The organism is Pseudohongiella spirulinae (genome assembly GCF_001444425.1).
Lineage (GTDB): Bacteria > Pseudomonadota > Gammaproteobacteria > Pseudomonadales > Pseudohongiellaceae > Pseudohongiella > Pseudohongiella spirulinae.
In genome coordinates, this window is sequence record NZ_CP013189.1 from 111,327 (window position 1) to 128,265 (window position 16,939).

Consider the following 16,939-nt stretch of genomic DNA (forward strand, 5'->3'; position numbering starts at 1 on the left):
CACTTAGCCAAGATAGGAGCAGCAGTAGTCAGTCACATCCAATACTTTTATATCAAAGGCGGAATTGGCAGGTACCTCAAAGCTGTCACCGCCACCTATCTTGTGCCACAGGTCTTCGCCTGGCAGTAACACTTCCACCTGTCCAGCCAGGATTTCCATGATCTCTTTTTTGTCGGTGCCAAAGCGATATTCGCCAGGCATCATGATGCCCAGCGTTTTTACATCGCCGTTGGCAAATTCGATGGTGCGGCTAGTGACCTTGCCATCAAAGTACATATTGGCTTTTTTAACCACGGTGACGTTTTCAAATTTGCTCATTTTTAGATTCCATACAGTTGAGGTTAGAAACAATATTACCTATAGATTCGCCCATATAAACGGTCTTGCCGGCCTGGAGAGTGCCCGACAAGCGACTCATGCCGGGCCCGAACAATGCAATGACTGTGGAGCCGAGCCGAAAGCGGCCCATTTCAGAGCCGGGAGCCAGCTCAATGGCAGGTGTGTGATCGCCATAGGGTGTAGACAACAGGCCGTGAGCCGCCGGTGCGGCCTGCCCGGCCCAAACAGTGTCGATGCCGGCGACAATCATCGCGCCGACCAAAACCAGGGCCATGGGGCCATGATCCGTATCAAACAGGCAGACCAGCCGTTCATTGCGGGCAAACAGATTATCCACCCGCTCGCTGGTCAGCTGGTTTACAGAAAATAGCTGACCCGGCACATAAATGGTTTCCCGCAAACGTGCTCCCAATGGCATATGAACCCGGTGATAGTCTTTAGGTGACAGATAAATGGTGGCGAAATTACCGCCCTGAAATTCTTCGGCCAGACAGGCATCGCCGCCCAGCAGTGTCTGTACGCTGTAATACCGGCCCTTGGCCTGCAGCAACTGGTCATCCTCGATCGGTCCCGCCTGACTGACCATGCCATCAGCCGGGCACAAAATAGTATCTCTGCCTGGTGCCAGCGGTCGGGCATCGGGCCTGAGTTCACGGGTAAAAAAATCGTTAAAGCAGGAATACGCCCGAAGCTCAGGCTCTGCGGCCTGACTCATATCCACCTGATAGCGTCTGGCAAACCAGCCTATAAATGCATTCTTGACCCAGCCGATGCGGCATTGCGCCAGCACAGCGACGGTTCTGGACAATAAATGATGCGGAAGCAGAAACTGCATCCAGATAAACAGCTTATCTTTCATATTCGGGCTAATGATTTGGTGAATTCGACCGATGTACTAAGGACGGGCGGCAGTATTCTACACCCTGGAGGATTATCGGGTCATGTTGTTTATCATTGGGGCGCTGGTTGTTGTTTTCAGTGTGGCCGGCGGCTATATCATGCACGGCGGTGTGCTGGGTGTGTTATGGCAGCCATCGGAATTTATTATCATTCTGGGCGCTGCGCTTGGTGCGTTCCTGATTGCGAACAGTATGCATCTGGTCAAGGAGACTGGCAAGCGCTTGCCGCGCGCCATATTTGGTCAGGCGACCAGCCAGAAGCTGTACCTGGATCTGTTGAGCCTGCTGTTTGATATTTTTAACAAAGCGCGCCGTGAAGGCATGATGTCTATCGAGGCCGATATTGAAGTGCCGGCGGAAAGCGGCCTGTTTACGCAATATCCGGCCATCCTTAAAGACGACCGTATTGTTGAGTTTCTCACTGATAACCTGCGCATCATGACAACCAGTAACCTGGCCCCTCATGAAATAGAGGCCATGATCGATGAAGAGATCGAAACCCAGATGCATGAACTCAGCGAGCCCGCTCATGCCATGCACCGTGTCGCCGACGGTCTGCCTGGTTTTGGTATCGTGGCTGCGATTCTGGGCATCGTTATTACCATGCAAAAGTTGGGTGGCCCGCCCGATGAGTTGGGTAAGAGTGTCGCGGCAGCTCTGGTAGGCACCTTCGTTGGTATTTTCATTGCTTATGGCTTTGTTGGGCCCGTCAGCAATCGCCTGCAGGAAGTGGCTGATGCAGAGATCAAAATGTTTGAGTGTATCAAGGCGGCTATCGTAGCGACTGCTAATGGTCTGCCGCCGCAATTGGCAGTAGAATTCGCCCGTAAAACGCTGTTCTCCGGTGATCGTCCCAGCTTCAGTGAGCTGGATGAACACATCCGCAGTCGCTGATTGAGGCCAGGTTTTGGAAAAGTCAGAACAGACGATTGTCATAAAACGTGTCAAGAAGACCGCCGCTGGTCATCACGGTGGTTCCTGGAAAATCGCGTTTGCTGATTTTGCTCTGGCATTGATGGCCTTTTTCCTGGTTTTGTGGCTTATCGAAAGCACTACGGATCTGGAGAAGATGGTTATCGCCGGCTACTTTTCTGATCCCCGTGCACTGGCTAATGCGGGTGACGGCGGAACCCCCTATGTGCTGGACCTGGGCGGCAGGCCATTGAATGTTGCGAATCAGGGTCTGAACCTGGCGTTGGTACAGGAAGATCAGGAGCAGTTTGTTGAGCCGTCGGATGAGCTGGAAAACCCCGAGTTGGCAGAGTTGGCGCGATTGCGTCAGATCGAGTTGCTGGAAAGCGCCCGCGGACAAATTGAAGAAGTTGTGGCAGGCAATCAGAGCTTCGAGTGGTTCGGTGACTCCGCGACCATGGAAATTACCGATGAAGGTCTGAGTATCCAAATTGTGGATCGTGAAAATCGGCCCATTTTTGATGTTGGTTCCAGCCAGATGCGTCCTTACGCCCGACAAATCTTGTGGTCACTGGCGGCTATCCTGGACGATTTGCCTAACAAAATCAGTGTGTATGGCCATACTGACAGTTTGCCTTTCGGAGATAATGGTGGCCAGTATACAAACTGGGAGCTGTCTTCAGATCGAGCTAATACCGCCAGGCGCGCTCTGGTTGAAGGTGGGCTGGAGTATGAGCGATTCGCTCAGATTGTTGGTATGGGGTCATCGATCCCTCTGCTGGAGGACAATCCAGAGGACCCGGGTAATCGACGCATCGTCATCATGGTGCTCAATGAGCTGGCCGAGCAGCGCCTGATCGATAATGTCCGGCAATCTGAGTTGGAAGGTGCCGCACCACCTGAAGATGAGCTGACTGATGAGGAACTTCCCGAGATATTCTGATTGGTTGGCAAGCCGGTCAGATCAGCGCTCACTGTCCAGACTCAGGAGAATCTGCCGGTAACTTGCCAGCCTTGATTCGTCAATTTCCCCGTTCGCGGCGGCTGCCCGCAAAGCACAGCCGGGCTCTTCTGTATGACGGCAGTCGCGAAAACGGCATTGTCCAAGGAAGGGGCGGAACTCGATAAAACCATGAGCCAGCTCTTCAGGCTCTATATGCCACAAGCCAAATTCACGAATACCAGGCGAATCGATCAGATCGCCGCTGCCGGGCAGATGATAAAGCCGGGTAGCGGTTGTGGTGTGAGTGCCCTTTTCGTGTCCGACTGACAGATCGCCGACGGCTGCCATGAATTCATCCGTGTCAGAGCCTCTAAGCGAATTGATAAGTGAAGACTTGCCAACTCCCGATTGCCCGACAAATACGGCAGTGCGTGACAAAAGCCGTTCTTTGAGCTGGCCAATACCCTGGCCGGAGTGGCTGGACAGCGTTAATGTTTCATAGCCAATTTTCCGGTATCTCTCTAACAATTGGCTCAGTTTGTCGTCGCCATCTGCGGGCACCAGATCGGCTTTATTCAGCAAGATCAGAGCGCGCAACTGCTGCTCCTCAATGGCGACCAGATAGCGGTCAATCAGATTGCCGAAGGGTTCTGGAACCGGGGCAATGACCACTACTACAACGTCGACATTGGCCGCAATCGGGCGCAATTGGCCTCGATTATTGGGGCGACTCATCACGGTATGGCGAGGCTGCTGAGCAACTATGACGCCGGTATGTTCTCCATCAGGTTGCCAGATGACTTTGTCGCCAGTCACAAGGGGTGGCAGATTGCTGCGTTGGTGGCAGCGCAGCAGCTCACCCTGCTTCGAACCCTCCAGAGGCTCGACATCCAGTTGCTGGCCATAGTGACAGACGATCAGCCCCAGCGCCTGCTCGCCGGGGGTGATCGGGTCGTCGGCACGTTTGTTATGCCGGCGCTGTTGATTGCCGATGCGGCGGAGCTGTTGCTGATTTAGTCTTCGTTTGGTCATGAGCAGGCATTCTATTACAATGGCGGCTCGGTGGAAGCAGTTCTTTTTTCTTAATATTTCAGGACGTGATGATGTCGGCAGCACAAGTGGATAAAAGCAAAACTTTAATCTGGATTGATATGGAAATGACCGGCCTGGAGCCTGATACCGATCGTATTATAGAGGTCGCGACGCTGGTGACGGATGCTGACCTGAATATTCTCGCGGAAGGTCCGGTGATTGCTGTTCATCAATCCGATGCGACGCTTGCTGCCATGGATGACTGGAATCAGAAAACGCATGGTGAGTCGGGACTGATTGAGCGCGTGAAGAAAAGTACCATCAGTGATGCTCAGGCGGAACAACAGACCCTGGATTTTCTGGGTCAGTGGGCCGATGCCGGCAGCTCCCCCATGTGCGGCAACAGCGTGCATCAGGATCGACGGTTTATGGTGCGCTACATGCCAAAGCTGGAAGCCTTCTTTCACTATCGCAACCTGGATGTCAGCACAGTGAAAGAGCTGGCGCGCCGCTGGCGGCCGGAGCTGCCCGGCGGATTCACCAAAGTCGGCAGCCATCAGGCCATGGATGATATCCGGGACTCAGTCAATGAGCTGCGTTACTACCGCGAACACTTCTTCAGGCTGTAATACGTCCGATCAGTTGTCTTTGTTTGCAGGTATCGCGGCGTTTGCCTTGCCTTGCTCGCCTCCTTCGCCATGTTGCTGCAACGCCCAGGACACATGCTCGCGCACCAGCTCTGAGGGATGGTCGACGCGGGCGCGCAGCGCCTGCAGCACCGGGATTGTGGACGGCGCATTGCCCAGGCCGACCGCAAGATTCCGCAGCCAGCCTTCGTAACCGGTGCGGCGAATGGCTGAACCGGCCGTACGCTCCATAAACTCCTGCTCCGTCCACATGAATAATTCGCTCAACAGACTGTTGTCCAGTCCGTGCCTGGGTGCAAAGTCTCCTTCTCCGCTGAGCTTGCTGAACTTGTTCCAGGGACAGACCAGTTGGCAGTCGTCACAGCCAAACACCCGGTTGCCGATAAGTGGTCTCAGCTCCTCGGGTATAGAGCTTTTCAGCTCAATGGTCAGGTAGGAGATGCAGCGCCGCCCGTCGAGCTGATTGGGACCGGTGAAGGCACCGGTGGGGCACAAGTCCAGGCAAGCGGTGCAGCTTCCGCAGTGAGCGCTGACTGGTTCATCCAGTGGCAAAGGCAGATCGGTAAAAAGCTCGCCCAGAAAAAACCACGAACCGGCCTGACGGTTAATCAGCATGGTGTTTTTGCCGATCCAGCCAAGACCAGCCTTCTCCGCGAGGGCACGCTCCAGAACCGGTGCGCTGTCCACAAAGGCCCGGTAGCCGACCGGGCCTGCTGCCTCGCTTATCTTTTCAGCCAATTGCTGAAGGCGTTTACGAATCAGTTTGTGGTAGTCCCGCCCCCGGGCATAGCGCGAAATGTAGGCCTGCTCGCGGTTTTTGAGCGGTGCCAGACTCTGATCCTTGTCCAGGCTATAGTCCATGCGCACACTCAACACGCGAATTGTTCCGGGGTGCAGTGATTGCGGGTCCAGGCGCAAGTCCCGGTGGCGCAGCATGTAGTCCATCTCGCCATGGAAATTGCGCGCCAGCCAGGCATCCAGATGGGGCTGGTAAGCACTCAGGTCGACATCGGCAACTGCCAGTTGCTGAAAGCCCAGCTCACGGGCCCAGCTGCGAATCTGTTCCAGTAAAGTACTTGCCTGCTCCGGCGTCATGAGGATTACAGTTTATTGAGAATAGCCGCCGCCTGCTCCAGCGTGCTGTCATCCTTGCAGAAGCAGAAGCGGATGATGCTGGAGCCTGGGGCATGAGCGTAAAACGGTGACAGGGGAATGGTAGCAACGCCATGTTCCTGACACAGCCAGGTGACAAACTCCATATCCGTCAGGTCGCTGATGGCGCTGAAGTCCACGCACTGAAAATAGGTGCCGGCCGAAGGGGTAAAGGTGAATCGCGACGGTTCGATCAAGCTGCAGAAGGTATCGCGCTTCTGCTGATAAAACGCCGGTAGCTCCAGATGATGCTCTGGGCAGTCGCGCATAAAATCAGCAATTGCATATTGAATAAAGCTGGTGGAGGTAAACGTCACAAACTGGTGTACCTTGCGAAATTCTGCCGTCAGCGCGGCTGGCGCTACGCAGTAGGCTGCCTTCCAGCCCGTGGCATGATAGGTTTTGCCAAATGAAAATACAGCAAAGCTGCGCTCACGCAGCTCAGGATGACTGAGCACGCTTTCATGGCGGGCTCCGTCGAACACCATATGCTCATAAACTTCATCAGAGAGCACCAGTATGTCTCGATCCCTGATCAACTCAGCCAGCTGATCCAGGTCGCTGCGATGAAGTACTGAACCGCTGGGATTGTGCGGGGAGTTGATGATGATCATGCGGGTGCGATCGTTGATTGCATCGCTCAATGCCTGCCAGTCAATGCCGTAGTCGGGCACCGTGAGCGGAATATGCACCGGCGTGCCACCTGCCAGTTGTACCGCCGGATCGTAAGAGTCATAGGCCGGATCAAACATGATGACTTCATCGCCGCTGCCGATAACTGCCTGAATAGCATCAAAAAGTGCTTCGGTGGCGCCAGAGGTAACAGTGATCTCCTGATCTGCATCGGCCTGACAGCCGTATAGTTGGGCAACTTTGAGAGCGATCTGCTCACGCAGTTCGGCGACGCCGGTCATGGGAGCATACTGGTTGCGCCGATCGTTAAGATAGAAACTGACCCGCTCCCGCAAGGCCGCCGGACAATCAAAATCCGGGAAGCCCTGTGACAGGTTGATGGCATTGTGTTGCTGTGCCATTCTCGTCATGACGGTGAAAATGGTGGTGCCGACCTGGGGAAGTTTACTGCGCAAGGGTTTCACCTCTTGGAATAGGAAACAGAAATAGTTAATCAGCGTCATGCAGTCTACACGATCTGTGTACTAAGCTAAAAACGGCTTTGCGCTGATATGGTACAGGATTACAAAAGGAAGACTCTGATGACTCAGGCTTATGCCGACACCAAAATGGCCCGCAAAACTCCCGCGATATCCGAGATGCAACTGGCACCCCAATCTGAACCGGACTGGGCCGGCGTCTGTGCGTTCAGTCTGCCGATGCTGGATATTCGAGGTGGAAGGCAGGCTCTGCTGGACTATTTTCACAATACCTGGCGCCTGACAGAAACACTGTTTTCAGCGTTGACCTGTGAGGAAGCCTATTTCGAGCGGCCTTACCACAAGACTCGCCATCCCCTGATTTTCTATTATGTGCACCCGGTCAGTTTTTATATCAACAAGTTACTGGTTGCCGGTCTGATCAAGGAGCCGGTCAACAAGCATTTTGAAGCTCTGTTTGAAACCGGCGTTGATGAGATGAGCTGGGATGATCTGCACGATGGTGAGCAGGATATCTGGCCGACAGTGGCCGAGGCCCGGGAATACCGGCGAAAGGTGTATGGCATTGTCACCGAGCTGATCGAGACTCACCCAATATTCGATCACCCGATCACCATGGACTCGCCTGGCTGGGCACTGGTCATGTGTTTTGAGCATGAGCGCATTCATCTGGAAACATCTTCTGTGCTGATGCGCGAGCTGCCACTGAAGTTTCTTCAGGCGCCCGCCCAGTGGCCTGAGCTGCCAGTGGCCAAAAATGCCCCGGAGCGCTTTGTTCGGCCGGTGGCCGGCCTGCATTACCCGGCTGACAATCCTTTGATCGAGGTGGCGAAGACTTCCGTTAGTCTGGGTAAGCCTGCTGAGTGGCCGACATTTGGCTGGGATAATGAATATGGTCAGGAAACACGTGATGTCGAAGCTTTCCGTGCCAGCCAGCGGCTGATCAGCAATGGCGAATTTTACGAGTTTGTCAGCTCCGGTGCTTATCTGGAAGAGAAGTACTGGAGTGAACAAGGTTGGCAGTGGCGCCGTTTTCGCAACACTCGTTGGCCCACTTTCTGGGTGCAGGATGGCCCGGTCGGTTCGCACCAATACCGCTTGCGCACCATTTTCGCTGAAATTCCCATGCAATGGGACTGGCCGGCGATAGTTAACTATTATGAAGCCAGGGCCTACTGCGCATGGCGCGCTGAACGCGATGGCAGCAAAACCCCCTATCGCCTGTTGCTGGAAAAAGAGCATCTGGCCATGCAGGATGATGCGCTACAGTCATTGACGGACTGGCGCCCGGGGCAGGATGAGCGACTGGAGCGGGATCCTGTGATGAGCGTGGACGGATTCAGCGATCTGAACCTGAATCTGCGTTGCGGCAGTGAAGGGCCTGTCGAGGCTTACGCGACCAATCAGCGCGGCTTCAACGATGTCATGGGTAATGTCTGGCAGTGGTCAGAGGATGTGTTCCATCCGCTGCCCGGTTTTGAGATTCACCCCTACTATGTCGACTTCAGCACACCCTGTTACGACAATGAGCACCAGATGATTCTGGGTGGCTCATTTATCAGTACAGGTGATGAAGCCAGCGCCTGGGCGCGTTTTCATTTTCGACCACACTTCTTTCAGCATGCTGGTTTCCGTCTGGTGCAAGGCAGCGAGCCGGCCCCTGTGGGAGGCGAGCGTTATGAGACCGATGCGCTGCTGAATCAATATATGTTGTTCCACTTTGGCAGTCAGGCAGAGCAGCGTGATGAAGCTATAAACGCTAATGTCGGGCATCCTGAGACGCAGCCCTTCATGCAGGTGATGGCCGACCTGGTGCAACGTTACGCTGCCCGTTATGGGCGGGTGCTGGATCTGGGCTGTGCGGTGGGTCGGGCGAGCTTTGAACTGGCACGGTATTTTGAGCAGGTGACTGGTCTGGATTACAGTGCTGCCTTTATCCGGGCGGCGGACAAGCTGCGAGTCAAGGGCGAGATGTCTTATCAGCGCCTGGAGAGCGGACGTCACAGCACTGAGCTGGTGGCAACCATTGATGCCGGGATTGACCGCGACCGTGTGAGGTTTGTGCAGGGCGATGCGGCCGGGTTGCAGGCGGCGGGTCTGGCGCAGGCGGGTAGCTACGACGCAGTATTGATGAGCAACCTGCTGTGTCGCATGCCTGATCCGGCGGCTTGTCTTAAACAGTTTGTTGGCGAGAAATCACCCTTGGTCAAGGGTGGTATATTGGTGCTGTCGTCGCCGAATACGTGGATGGAACAGTACACGCCTGCTGACAGTTTTGTCGACGCCCCCGACAGTGATGGTGCATTGCAGAAACTGGCGCAGCTGCTGCCGGGTTACGAGTTGCTGCACCAGCAGGATCTGCCGTTCATGATTCGAGAGCATCGACGCAAGTACGAATACATCGTCAGCCAGGTGTCGATATGGCGTCGCACGCTCTAGCGGCGATGCGAATGCATTCCAGGCGCTTTCGATGGTCAAAAATGTGCGCACTGAACATCACTTCGTTGATGCCGGTGCGCTGCACAAATGCCCGGATACCCTTCTGCACCTGCTCCGGATCGCCTATGACGGCCTCGCGTAGTGCATGTGAGGCTGCCGATAGTTCTGCTGCCGAAAAGTGTGATTCGATGTTCTCCAGTGGCGGCCTGAGCGGGCCGGGTGTGCCACGGCGCAGCGCGATAAATTGTTGCTGCACCGAACTCATCAGCAGGCGCGCCTCGCTCTCTGTGGCGGCTGCATACAAGGGTATGGCAGCCATACAATAGGGCTCGGCCAGTTGCTCCGATGGCCGGAAGCGGCTGCGATACATGTCCAGTGCCTGCATAAGGTAGTCCGGTGCAAAGTGCGAGGCGAAAGCAAAGGGCAGGCCCAGCGCTGCCGCCAGCTGTGCACTGAACAGACTGGAGCCGAGCAGCCAAAGAGGCACTTCCAGCCCTTCGCCCGGTACCGCCCGCACAGCCTGACCTGGCTGTGCAGCTTTGAAATAATGCTGCAGCTCCTGCACGTCGCGAGGGAACTGATCCACGCTGTCGTGGTAGCGACGCAGTGCCTGCATGGTGGCGGAATCCGTGCCGGGTGCCCGTCCCAATCCCAGGTCAATGCGCTCCGGATACAGGCTGGCCAGCGTGCCAAATTGTTCGGCAACCATCAACGGAGCATGATTGGGTAACATAATGCCCCCTGAACCGACTCTTATCCGCGCAGTCCCTTCGGCCACATAACCGATTACAACCGCCGTCGCTGCGCTGGCGATGCCAGTCATGTTGTGATGTTCGGCCAGCCAGAATCGCTGATAGCCACAGCGTTCGGCTTCCTGTGCCAATGAGCGGGAATTGAGCAAAGCCTGCCGGGCGCCGCTACCCTGGGTAATCGGTGCCAGGTCCAGCAGCGAGTAGGGGATCATGCATGACTCCTGGGTTAAGACCGGGGGTTAAAATTGCGAAAACAATTTAGCATAGCGGCGGTCTGATCCAAACAGCGAAACCAAACTGACGCTGAATCTGGTCAGTTTATCGGCTTGCTGACCTGCTGCACTTGAATAATGGCAGGCGCTGGATTACTCTGCGTGATCCTTGATTATTGCTCATAGATCCGGATTAGTTTGTACCGAGCATTCGTTGTCATTTTTGTTCTCTGAGGAGATTAACGTGAAAAAACAGTTTCTATTATCAGCTGCCGTTGCAGTAGCCGTTGCCGGCAGCGCGATTGCGGACGATAACTACAGCGCTCCGCTGAATGAGTGGGGACAGCCAGATCTGCGTGGCGTATTCAATTTCAGCTCCAATACGCCGATGGAGCGAAATCGCCAATACGGTGATCGCCAGTTTTACACGGCTGAAGAGGTGATTGAGCGTGACCGTCGTATCGCCGAAGAGGCTGCTGCAAGCGATGGTCAATCCTCACAGGGTGGTGTCGGTGGTTATAACCGTGCCTGGGTAGAAGATATGCCCCAGGAACTGAACCTGCGCACTTCCATTATTATCTACCCCGAAGATGGCCGGACGCCGGCACGCGTCCCGGGTGCCCCGATCGCATTTGGCGGCCTGGGTCCGGACTATGACGGTGAACGACCCGTGCGCGTAGCGGTGGGCGGTATTGGTAAAGATGGCCCCGAAGATCGTGGTATTTCTGAGCGCTGCCTGTTGGGTTTCAACTCCGTGCCGCCTTTTACACCCAGCATGTACAACAACAATGTACAGTTGTTCCAGACCGAAGATCACGCCGTGATCATGAACGAAATGATTCATGAAGCGCGTATTGTTCGTCTGCACGACAAGGATCACCTGCCGGAAAGCATCACTCAGTGGACCGGCGACTCAATTGGCTGGTACGAAGGCAACTCGCTGGTTGTTGAAACCAAAAACTTCAACTACAAGTCGCAGACTTTCCGCGGTACCGGTATCTCTTCAAACAAAACCCTGATCGAGAAGTTCACCCGTACATCAGACGACATCGTGGAGTATGAATTCACTGTCATTGATCCGCTGGCGTTTGAAGACAAGATTGTTGGTGTGGTGCCCATGGTGCAGACCGAAGAGCCGCTGTTTGAATATGCCTGTCACGAAGGTAACTACGGCATGATCAACATTCTGCAGGGCCAGCGTGTTGAAGACGGCACCTGGGATTATGAAAACAATCGCGCAATTCGACAGTGATAAAGGTTACACATGAAGACTCAATTTAAAACGATGTTTGCGGTGGCGGCGACCGCTGCTGCGGTCAGCGCATTCTGGGTGAGCCAGGATGCTTCAGTTGTTCAGGCTCAGCAGTCTGTGGCCAGCAACGAAATTCCCCGTACACCGGATGGAAAGCCAAATTTCAGTGGTATATGGCAGAGCATGAGTGCCGCTGAGTGGAGCCTTGAGCCCGCTGAAGCCCGTCATGGTCCGCTGGCTGCACTGCAGGCGGGTGCGCACCTGGCCTTCCCGCCCAGCGTGGGTTATGTGGAAGGCGGCACCATTCCTTATAAAGCGGGTATGCGTGCTCAGCAGGAAGAAAACAAGCGTAACTGGTTGCAGGGTGATCCGGCCACGCAGTGCAAACTGCCTGGGGTACCTCGCGCAACCTACATGCCTTATCCTTTCCAGATCTTCCAGGGGCCCGATGCCACCCTGATCAGTTACCAGTTTGCTGGTGCTGACCGTATTGTCCACATGGACAAGGTTGTGGAAGCGCAGGTTGATACCTGGATGGGCATCAATAATGGCTCCTGGGACGGTGACACGCTGGTGATTGATGTCACCGGCCAGATGCCAGACACCTGGTTTGACCGCTCCGGTCACTACCATAGCGGCTGGGATATGCACGTCCAGGAGCGCTATACGATGGTTGATCGTAACACCATCGATTATTCGGCCACGATTACTGACCCGAATGTATTTGAAGAGCCATGGACCATCAGCATGAAGCTGTATCGTCATCAGGACGAAAACATGCAGATGCTGGAATTCAAGTGTGTTGAATTCGTAGAGGAGCTGATTTACGGCCATCTGCGTGCGCCTGGCGACCCGATTGGTGATGGTGTAACACCTATTTACTGATCGCAGCCATACCAAACACCCGCAGAATGCTGTATAAATAAACAGTATTCTGCGGGTGTTTTTTTATGTGTGACTTGCCTGTTGATGCGGCGCCGGATTATGCGGAGCTGCATTGTCTGAGTAATTTTTCCTTTCTGCGCGGTGCTTCTCATCCCGAGGAGCTGGTTGAACGTGCCATCGAGCTGGGTTATCGCGCTCTGGCATTGACTGATGAGTGCAGCCTGTCCGGTGTCGTCAGGGCTTACAGCGCAGTCAAAGCCGCGAAGGCCCGCGGTCAGCCCATCAGACTGATTATCGGTAGTGAGTTTCGCACGCAAGATGGTCTGCATATTGTGCTGCTGGCTCCAGACCGCAAAGCCTATGCACAATTATCGGCACTGATTACCCGGGCCCGGCGCGACTGTGCCAAAGGTGACTATCTGCTGAGCCGCCAGATGCTGGAAGAACTGGACCTGCAGTGCTGCCTGGCTTTATGGATCGCGCCACCATCGCCTATCAGTCGCAACTACTGTGAAATTGCTGCCAGGCAGAGTCTGGCGTGGTTGTCAGAATTATTTCCTGGACGATTGTGGATCGGTGCTCAGCGTTTTCTGGATGCTGATGACCGTGACAAACAATGGGAGCTGGAGCAGCTTGCTCAGCAAACAGGTGTGCCGATTTGTGCTACTGGCGGTATCCAGATGCATCACCCCTGCAGGCGAGCACTGCGCGACACGCTGACAGCCATACGGCTGGTAAAACCCCTGGCAGAGCTGGGGTACCAGCTACCCGCCAACGCACAACAGTTTTTGCGTAGCCGTGCCACCCTGGGGCGGCTGTTCCCGGTTTCCTGGCTGGCAGAAACGCTCAATATAGCAGAACAGTGCAGCTTTTCCCTGTCTGAACTGCGCTATGAATATCCACGTGAGCTGGTGCCAGCAGGGCATACGCCTGCCAGTTGGTTGCGCCGTTTAACCTTACAGGGCATGGCGGAACGCTGGCCGGAAGGTGCCTCGCAATCGATTCGTGAGCTGCTGGAAAAAGAGTTGTTATTGATTGCAGAGATGGCCTATGAGCATTTTTTTCTGACCGTGCATGACATCGTCATGTTTGCACGCAGTCAGAACATACTGTGCCAGGGGCGAGGCTCGGCAGCGAACTCAGCTGTTTGCTATTGCCTGGGCATAACCGCTGTGGATCCCTCCCGTATGCAGTTGCTGTTTGAACGCTTTCTTTCCAAAGAACGTGATGAACCGCCGGATATCGATGTTGATTTTGAGCATGAGCGTCGCGAGGAAGTCATACAGTATATCTATCGAAAATATGGCCGCGACCGCGCAGCTCTGGCTGCCACAGTCATCGCCTACCGTCGGCGCAGTGCCATTCGCGATGTCGGGAAAGCCCTGGGCATGGATGCCGCGCAGATTGATCAGGCACTGAATTGTCTTCGCATGAACAACGACGGACAGTTGGTGAGCATTGATGATATTCAGTTGCCTGAGCCGTTGTTGTTGCGACTGAGTTTTCTGGTGCAACAGATCATTGGCTTCCCACGGCACCTGTCTCAACATGTAGGTGGTTTTGTGATCAGCGAAGGACCATTGTCTGAACTGGTGCCGGTAGAAAATGCGAGCATGGCTGACAGAACCGTCATCCAGTGGGAGAAGGATGATCTGGAAGCGCTGGGTCTGTTGAAGGTTGATGTGTTGGCGCTGGGCATGTTGACTGCTATCCGTAAATGTCTGGCGCTGGTTTCAGGACGGCGCGGGGAGGCCATGGGCCTGGCCGATGTGCCGGCGGAGGATGCGGCGGTCTATGAGATGATCGGACGGGCAGATACTGTGGGGGTTTTCCAGATTGAATCGCGTGCCCAGATGAGCATGCTGCCGCGCCTCAGACCGCAGAATTATTATGACCTGGTAGTGCAGATTGCCATCGTGCGCCCGGGGCCGATTCAGGGCGATATGGTGCATCCATATTTGATGAGGCGACAAGGTAAGCAAGCAGTCACTTATCCTGGAGAGGCTGTTAAATCTGTGCTGGGGCGTACACTAGGAGTGCCCATTTTCCAGGAACAGGTCATGCAGATTGCTATGGTGGCGGCCGGTTTCAGCGGTGGTGAGGCCGATCAGTTGCGCCGGGCCATGGCGGCCTGGAAACGCAAAGGCGGATTGGAACCATTCCGGGATAAACTGATCGCCGGTATGCTGGCGCGTGGCTACGATGAGGTCTTTGCCGGACAGATATTTGAACAGATCAAGGGGTTTGGTGACTATGGATTCCCTGAGTCACACTCCGCCAGTTTCGCATTATTGGCCTATGTTTCAGCCTGGCTTAAGTACCACTATCCGGCCGAATTTCTGTGTGCGCTGCTAAACAGCCAGCCCATGGGTTTTTATGCACCGGCCCAGCTGGTGCAGGATGCCCGCCGCCATGGAGTCACTGTACTGCCAGTGGATATCATGTTCAGCGATCATGATTCTACCGTGACACTGGAACAGCATGTCAGACTGGGCTTGCGCATGGTCAGCGGGCTGACACAAGCCGCGGCAGAGCGCATTTTGCAAGCCAGAGCACAGTCAGTTTTCAGGGATGTCGCTGATCTGGTCAGGCGCGCCGACCTCAATCAACGGGACCGCGACAGTCTGGCCGCTGCCGATGCGTTGCAGACACTGATCAGCGAGCGTCATCAGGCGTTCTGGGCGGCCAGTGCGGTGCAAACGTTGCCTCCGCTGTTTGTTTGCGCACCGGACAGTTTTGACGCTGTCTGTCAGGATGGCACAAGCCTGATGCTGCCCCGCTCCACGGAGGCGCAGAATATTATGGCGGATTACAATCAACTGGGTCTGACATTGCGTCGGCATCCTCTGTGCCTGTGGCGTGATCATCTGGAAAACTATCAGGTGGTGACGGCTAGTGAGCTGGCTGAATTGAAAGATCGTTCTGTCATCAAGGTGGCCGGGCTGGTGACTTGTCGGCAACGGCCTCAGACCGCCTCGGGAGTCACGTTTTTAACCCTTGAAGACGAAAGTGGATTTATGAATGTGGTGGTCTGGCCTTCGCTGATGAAGGATTATTACCGGATTGTGCATGAGGCTGGCTTGCTGGGTGTGAGTGGTTATGTACAGCAAAGCGACGGAGTCACGCATGTGATTGCCCGGGTGCTTGTTGATCTGTCCCATTGGCTGGGGCAGATGAGAGTGCAGTCCAGAGATTTTGCCTGAACCGCAGGTATTGATTCAGATCAATAAAACTTCTGGAGGCGACTTTGTGTAACATCATGACAAACATAAATTTATGCTAATCAATTACACTCCGGAATAACTTTATTCTGAGATATGGATCAGGCAATGACAAGACATCCACTGTTATGGAGTGCCCTGAGCATCACGTTGGCCAGCAGCCTGTATGCAGGTGCCATCCAGGCCGGGATTCCACGAACGTCAGAGGGGCGCCCGGACTTCCAGGGTGTCTGGACAAACGAGACAGAAACGCCTGTAGAGCGGCTACCGCAGTTTGAGGGCCGTCAGAGCATGAGTGAAGAAGAGGCCGCCGCGTTCCGGCCGGGTTCAGCAGCAGGCCTGACAGATCTGACACAGAATGATTGGCTGGATCCGGATCGTGGGCCACCCCCCAAGGGCGAACCGATTCGGCTGGAAGCCGACTGGTATTTCTCAACTGGCTATGTAGCGCGTGTTGACGGAGAGTTTCGTACCTCGCTGGTTATTGATCCGCCGGATGGCCGGATCCCTTATGCGGAGGATGGCCGTGGTCGCGACTGGGTCTCTCAGCAACTGGCGCGTACAGGCGGTGATGTGTATGACGGGCCCGAGGTGAGACCGACCGGTGAACGCTGTCTGTTGTCCGTGTTATCAACGGCCGGTCCGCCCATGCTGCCGATGTCCTACAACAGCAACTACCGTATTGTGCAGACTCACGACTACCTGATGGTGATGGCTGAAATGGTCAATGATGCGCGAATTATTCGTATTAACGATGAGCATCAGCCGGCGGCCCTGACGCGGTGGATGGGTGACTCAGTGGCGCATTGGGAAGGTGATACGCTGGTGGTCAGTACCCGTAATATTCACCCGCAGCAATCCTTCCGGGGTTCGAGCAGCGAACTGACGACCGTTGAAACCTTTCGTTATGATGATGAAGGCCAGATTATTTATCGGGTGACCATGAATGACCCGGCGGTATTTGGTCAGCCATGGACTGCAGAGGTGCCCATGCGTCCGCTGGGTGAAGGCGGCGATGTCTATGAATATGCCTGCCACGAGGGTAACTACTCGCTGGTGGGTGCGCTGGCCGGCAGACGCTGGCAGGAACATTATGAGCAGCAGGAAGCAGCCACAAGCAAGTAGCAATCCTCCGCAGGCAT

14 protein-coding genes are annotated in these 16,939 nt (G+C 55.0%); 8 read left to right on the top strand and 6 right to left on the bottom strand.

Going from position 1 to position 16,939, the window contains the following annotated elements:
• Positions 1-3: 3 nt before the first annotated feature.
• Both ppnP and asd read right to left on the bottom strand, forming a co-directional pair.
• Positions 4-318, bottom strand: a complete 315-nt coding sequence (gene ppnP, locus PS2015_RS00500) for a pyrimidine/purine nucleoside phosphorylase (protein WP_058020328.1) — start codon at positions 316-318, stop codon at positions 4-6.
• Complete coding sequence (gene asd, locus PS2015_RS00505) at positions 305-1,198, bottom strand: archaetidylserine decarboxylase (protein WP_058020329.1); 894 nt, start codon at positions 1,196-1,198, stop codon at positions 305-307. Before asd ends, ppnP begins: the two co-directional genes overlap by 14 nt.
• 82 nt (positions 1,199-1,280) lie before the next feature.
• Between asd and motA the strand changes: the two genes are divergently transcribed.
• Positions 1,281-2,132: a flagellar motor stator protein MotA gene (gene motA, locus PS2015_RS00510; RefSeq protein WP_058020330.1), complete on the top strand. Its 852-nt coding sequence runs from the start codon at positions 1,281-1,283 to the stop codon at positions 2,130-2,132.
• Positions 2,133-2,145: 13 nt separating this feature from the next.
• Positions 2,146-3,093 carry a flagellar motor protein MotB gene (gene motB / locus PS2015_RS00515; RefSeq protein WP_058020331.1) on the top strand — a complete coding sequence of 316 codons (948 nt, stop codon included), beginning with the start codon at positions 2,146-2,148 and terminating at the stop codon, positions 3,091-3,093.
• Between the two features lie 21 nt (positions 3,094-3,114).
• Here motB and rsgA read toward each other — a convergent pair whose 3' ends face one another.
• The gene (gene rsgA, locus PS2015_RS00520) at positions 3,115-4,125 is read right to left on the bottom strand and encodes a small ribosomal subunit biogenesis GTPase RsgA (protein ID WP_058020332.1); all 1,011 of its coding nucleotides are present in this window, start codon (positions 4,123-4,125) and stop codon (positions 3,115-3,117) included.
• A 71-nt stretch (positions 4,126-4,196) separates the two neighbouring features.
• On the opposite strand from rsgA, the gene orn reads away from it, so the two are divergent.
• Positions 4,197-4,754: an oligoribonuclease gene (gene orn / locus PS2015_RS00525; RefSeq protein ID WP_058020333.1), complete on the top strand. Its 558-nt coding sequence runs from the start codon at positions 4,197-4,199 to the stop codon at positions 4,752-4,754.
• A gap of 9 nt (positions 4,755-4,763) precedes the next feature.
• On the opposite strand, the gene queG is transcribed toward orn, so the two are convergent.
• Together queG and PS2015_RS00535 are read right to left on the bottom strand one after the other, a co-directional pair.
• Positions 4,764-5,867, bottom strand: coding sequence for a tRNA epoxyqueuosine(34) reductase QueG (gene queG / locus PS2015_RS00530; protein WP_058020334.1), 1,104 nt, complete (start codon positions 5,865-5,867; stop codon positions 4,764-4,766).
• 5 nt (positions 5,868-5,872) lie between these two features.
• Positions 5,873-7,012, bottom strand: a complete 1,140-nt coding sequence (locus PS2015_RS00535) for a pyridoxal phosphate-dependent aminotransferase (RefSeq protein WP_335338245.1) — start codon at positions 7,010-7,012, stop codon at positions 5,873-5,875.
• A 126-nt stretch (positions 7,013-7,138) separates the two neighbouring features.
• On the opposite strand from PS2015_RS00535, the gene ovoA reads away from it, so the two are divergent.
• Positions 7,139-9,475, top strand: coding sequence for a 5-histidylcysteine sulfoxide synthase (ovoA, locus tag PS2015_RS00540; RefSeq protein ID WP_058020336.1), 2,337 nt, complete (start codon positions 7,139-7,141; stop codon positions 9,473-9,475).
• Here ovoA and PS2015_RS00545 read toward each other — a convergent pair.
• A complete protein-coding gene (locus tag PS2015_RS00545; RefSeq protein ID WP_058020337.1) occupies positions 9,441-10,439 on the bottom strand; it encodes an LLM class flavin-dependent oxidoreductase in 999 nt (332 codons plus the stop codon). The two genes, ovoA and PS2015_RS00545, sit on opposite strands and share 35 nt — an antisense overlap.
• A gap of 244 nt (positions 10,440-10,683) precedes the next feature.
• Here PS2015_RS00545 and PS2015_RS00550 point away from each other — a divergent pair, with 244 nt between their 5' ends.
• The 4 genes from PS2015_RS00550 (at position 10,684) to PS2015_RS00565 (ending at position 16,922) form a co-directional block, all read left to right on the top strand.
• Positions 10,684-11,691 carry a hypothetical protein gene (locus PS2015_RS00550; RefSeq protein ID WP_058020338.1) on the top strand — a complete coding sequence of 336 codons (1,008 nt, stop codon included), beginning with the start codon at positions 10,684-10,686 and terminating at the stop codon, positions 11,689-11,691.
• Between the two features lie 12 nt (positions 11,692-11,703).
• Positions 11,704-12,576 (top strand): hypothetical protein, encoded by an 873-nt coding sequence (locus PS2015_RS00555; RefSeq protein WP_058020339.1) that lies wholly within the window; start codon positions 11,704-11,706, stop codon positions 12,574-12,576.
• 65 nt (positions 12,577-12,641) lie between these two features.
• Entirely contained in the window at positions 12,642-15,779 is a 3,138-nt protein-coding gene (locus tag PS2015_RS00560) for an error-prone DNA polymerase (protein WP_058020340.1), read from the top strand.
• Between the two features lie 126 nt (positions 15,780-15,905).
• Positions 15,906-16,922, top strand: a complete 1,017-nt coding sequence (locus tag PS2015_RS00565) for a hypothetical protein (protein WP_156412611.1) — start codon at positions 15,906-15,908, stop codon at positions 16,920-16,922.
• Positions 16,923-16,939: the final 17 nt, after the last annotated feature.

Coding starts and splice junctions, on each gene's coding strand:
- PS2015_RS00560 (WP_058020340.1), top strand. CDS start 12,642: ATGTGTGACTTGCCTGTTGATGCGGCGCCGGATTATGCGGAGCTGCAT.
- rsgA (WP_058020332.1), bottom strand. CDS start 4,125: ATGACCAAACGAAGACTAAATCAGCAACAGCTCCGCCGCATCGGCAAT.
- PS2015_RS00545 (WP_058020337.1), bottom strand. CDS start 10,439: ATGATCCCCTACTCGCTGCTGGACCTGGCACCGATTACCCAGGGTAGC.
- asd (WP_058020329.1), bottom strand. CDS start 1,198: ATGAAAGATAAGCTGTTTATCTGGATGCAGTTTCTGCTTCCGCATCAT.
- queG (WP_058020334.1), bottom strand. CDS start 5,867: ATGACGCCGGAGCAGGCAAGTACTTTACTGGAACAGATTCGCAGCTGG.
- motA (WP_058020330.1), top strand. CDS start 1,281: ATGTTGTTTATCATTGGGGCGCTGGTTGTTGTTTTCAGTGTGGCCGGC.
- ovoA (WP_058020336.1), top strand. CDS start 7,139: ATGACTCAGGCTTATGCCGACACCAAAATGGCCCGCAAAACTCCCGCG.
- PS2015_RS00555 (WP_058020339.1), top strand. CDS start 11,704: ATGAAGACTCAATTTAAAACGATGTTTGCGGTGGCGGCGACCGCTGCT.
- PS2015_RS00565 (WP_156412611.1), top strand. CDS start 15,906: ATGACAAGACATCCACTGTTATGGAGTGCCCTGAGCATCACGTTGGCC.
- ppnP (WP_058020328.1), bottom strand. CDS start 318: ATGAGCAAATTTGAAAACGTCACCGTGGTTAAAAAAGCCAATATGTAC.
- orn (WP_058020333.1), top strand. CDS start 4,197: ATGTCGGCAGCACAAGTGGATAAAAGCAAAACTTTAATCTGGATTGAT.